The sequence below is a fragment of the Streptomyces sp. genome (assembly GCF_031181555.1).
In the GTDB taxonomy this organism is placed as follows: domain Bacteria; phylum Actinomycetota; class Actinomycetes; order Streptomycetales; family Streptomycetaceae; genus Streptomyces; species Streptomyces fimbriatus.
Genome location: NZ_JAPSKQ010000246.1, coordinates 1 through 2,891, shown reverse-complemented (window position 1 = coordinate 2,891; position 2,891 = coordinate 1). Strand labels below are relative to the sequence as shown.

2 protein-coding genes are annotated in these 2,891 nt (G+C 73.1%); both read left to right on the top strand.

Features of this window, described 5'->3' with window-relative positions:
- Positions 1 to 498: 498 nt before the first annotated feature.
- Positions 499 to 978 (top strand): single-stranded DNA-binding protein, encoded by a 480-nt coding sequence (locus RIM90_RS29625; RefSeq protein ID WP_309063823.1) that lies wholly within the window; start codon positions 499 to 501, stop codon positions 976 to 978.
- Between the two features lie 301 nt (positions 979 to 1,279).
- Positions 1,280 to 2,689: a Cys-Gln thioester bond-forming surface protein gene (locus RIM90_RS29620; protein ID WP_309063822.1), complete on the top strand. Its 1,410-nt coding sequence runs from the start codon at positions 1,280 to 1,282 to the stop codon at positions 2,687 to 2,689.
- Positions 2,690 to 2,891 lie beyond the last annotated feature (202 nt).

Sequence of the window (2,891 nt, the reverse complement as noted above, 5' to 3'; positions counted from 1 at the left end):
AGGCGGCCTCCGGGTGCGGACGGGCCAGGGTCCTGGATCCGGTGGCGGCGGAACTGCTGCGGTACCGGGAGGTACGGGAGCAGTACGGGCGGGTCGTGGGAGTGGGGGGCGGAGCCCGGGTCGGGGGAGGCTGAGCGGGGGCCGGGGCCTGAGGGGCCCGGGCCGGCTCCGGTCCGGTCACCGGGCAGGGGGGGCGGTCTCTGGCCGGCCGCGGGGCAGGGGGGGCGGTCTCTGGCCGGCCGCGGGTCGGTCACGGGTGACTCGTCCGGGTGGCGGAGATGTCCACAGGACGGCGGTGGTCCACAGCGCTCAGCGGGCCCGGTCCGGCACGGGCAGTCTGGCTTCGCGGCGATCGCGACACGGTCCGCGATCGCTGCGGCGACGGCGGCGCACCTCGCGGTGACGCGGCCGTCGCGGCAGACGCAGCCGTACGGGACGGGCCCGTACGCGGATCCGGCCGGCGCCGGTGGTGGCGCCCGGCCGTGGGAGGGGAGCGCGATGAACGAGACGATGGTCTGCGCGGTGGGCAACGTGGCGACGCAGCCGGTGTACCGGGAGATGGCGACCGGCCCGTCGGCGAGGTTCCGGCTCGCGGTCACCTCGCGGTACTGGGACCGGGAGAAGGGCACGTGGACGGACGGGCACACCAACTTCTTCACGGTGTGGGCCAACCGGCAGCTCGCCGTCAACGCCGCCGCCTCGCTGTCGGTGGGCGAACCGGTGGTCGTCCAGGGCCGCCTGAAGGTGCGTACGGAGCTGCGCGAGGGACAGCAGGGCCGGGTGTCGGCGGACATCGACGCGGTGGCGATCGGCCACGACCTCGCCCGCGGCACCTCCGCCTTCAAGCGCACGAGCCGGCCGGAGCAGGCGGCCTCACCGGACCGGTCCGAGCCCCACTGGGAGACGCGGCCCGGCGGAACACCGGAGGGAACCGGGCGCGCGCCCCAACAGCAGGCGGAACCGGCCGTGCTGACCTGATGTCAGCGATCCGTACCGACAGCGCCTGTGCGCGCCCGGCGCCGGTACGCCGGGCGAAGTGCGGCTTATCTGCGCCTGCGTACCGAACGGTCCCGGGTGGATTTGTCGACAGGCTCCGCTCGCGACGGCCCCGGCGATAACGATTCCGAGTCGGATCATCCATCCGAACGGATCATCGACAAGTGCGGTGACACCGCCTCCTTAGGATGCCGGGCATGGCTCTCGGGGATTCTCGGGGCCGGTGATTCTGCTGGTGGGACCGTCCCCCCACGTCAACGGGTCCTGCTCGGAAGGGAATTCGGTGTTTGCTTCGTTCTCCGCGTTGTCCGCGCGTGGACGTGGGGCGGCCCGCCTCACCGCCGGGACGCTGGTGTCCGGGCTCGCCGCCACCGGTGCGCTGGCCGGCGCCGGGACGGCCGTCGCCGACGAGACGGCGCCGAGACAGGGCGGGGCGGTCGCGGCCATGGACGGGCTGAAGACGTACGGCGCGGCCGTGATACGCGGCGCCGCCGGCGACCAGCAGGTGTCGGCGGGCCTGTTCGAGATGTCCGTCGAGGGCGGCGGCATGCTGCAGACGTACTGCGTCGACGTCCACACGCCCACGCAGAAGGGCGCCAAGTACCACGAGACCCCCTGGAGCGGGACCTCGCTGGGCACCAACAAGGACGCCGGCCGGATCCGTTGGATCCTGCAGAACTCCTACCCCCAGGTGAACGACCTCGCGGCACTCGCCGACCGGGCGGGCGTGCGCGGCCAGCTCACCGAGCAGGACGCGGCGGCCGGTACGCAGGTGGCCATCTGGCGCCACTCCGACGACGTGGACGTGGACGCCCTCGACCCGCAGGCCGAGCAGCTCGCGGACTACCTGCACGAGAACGCCCGGAACCAGCCGGAGCCGAGGGCGTCGCTGACCCTGGACCCGCCGGCGGTCTCCGGCCGTCCGGGCGAGCGGCTCGGCCCCGTGACGCTGCGCACGGACGCGCGCAGCGTGACGGTCTCCCCGCCGGCGGACGCCGCCACGAGCGGGGTGCGGATCGTCGACAAGGACGGCGAGCCCGTCACCACCGCCACCAACGGCAGCCAGGTGTTCTTCGACGTGCCCGAGGACGCGCCGGCGGACACGGCCCAGCTGACCGCGCAGGCCTCGACCACGGTGCCGGTCGGCCGCGCGTTCGCCTCCGAGAGCCGGAGCCAGACGCAGATCCTGGCCGGGTCGAGCGAGTCGACGGTCTCGGCGACGGCGAGTGCCACCTGGGCGGAGAAGGGACCGATACCGGCCCTGTCCGCCCGCGAGAACTGCGCCGAGGGAGGTGTGGACGTCACCGCCGTCAACCAGGGCGACACGCCCTTCACCTTCGAACTGGCGGGTCTGGAGCACACCGTCGCGCCGGGCGAGACCCGCACGGTGACGGTTCCGCTGAGCGAGGACCGGCCGTACGACTTCACGGTCGAGGGGCCGGGCGGCTTCGAGGAGCGGTTCACCGGCATGCTCGACTGCCGGACCCGGGCCGCCGAGATCGGCACCACCACCCAGACCCTCGGCGAGCCGAGTCCCACCCCCCTCGCCGGCACGCCCACCGACACCAACCTCGCCGAGACCGGAGCCTCCAGCGCCACCCCGTGGATCGTCGGCACCGCCGTCGGCCTGGTCCTGCTCGGCGGAGCGGGCCTGGTCGTCACCCGTCACAGGCGGGCGCCGTCCGGGGACTGAGCCCTCGCACTGCTCGATGAAAGACCAGGTCAAAGCCCCCGGGCCGGACGAGTTTCCCCCCAGGGGTGGCGGTCAGGCAAGATGGGGTGTATCTGCCCACTGCCAGATTTCAAGCTGCCGGACGGTTTCTCTTGGCTGAGTTCATTTACACCATGCGCAAGGCGCGCAAAGCGCACGGCGACAAGGTGATCCTCGACGACGT

What these genes read in the sequence shown, in the direction of transcription:
- RIM90_RS29625 (WP_309063823.1), top strand. Translation starts at nt 499, where the DNA reads ATGAACGAGACGATGGTCTGCGCGGTGGGCAACGTGGCGACGCAGCCG.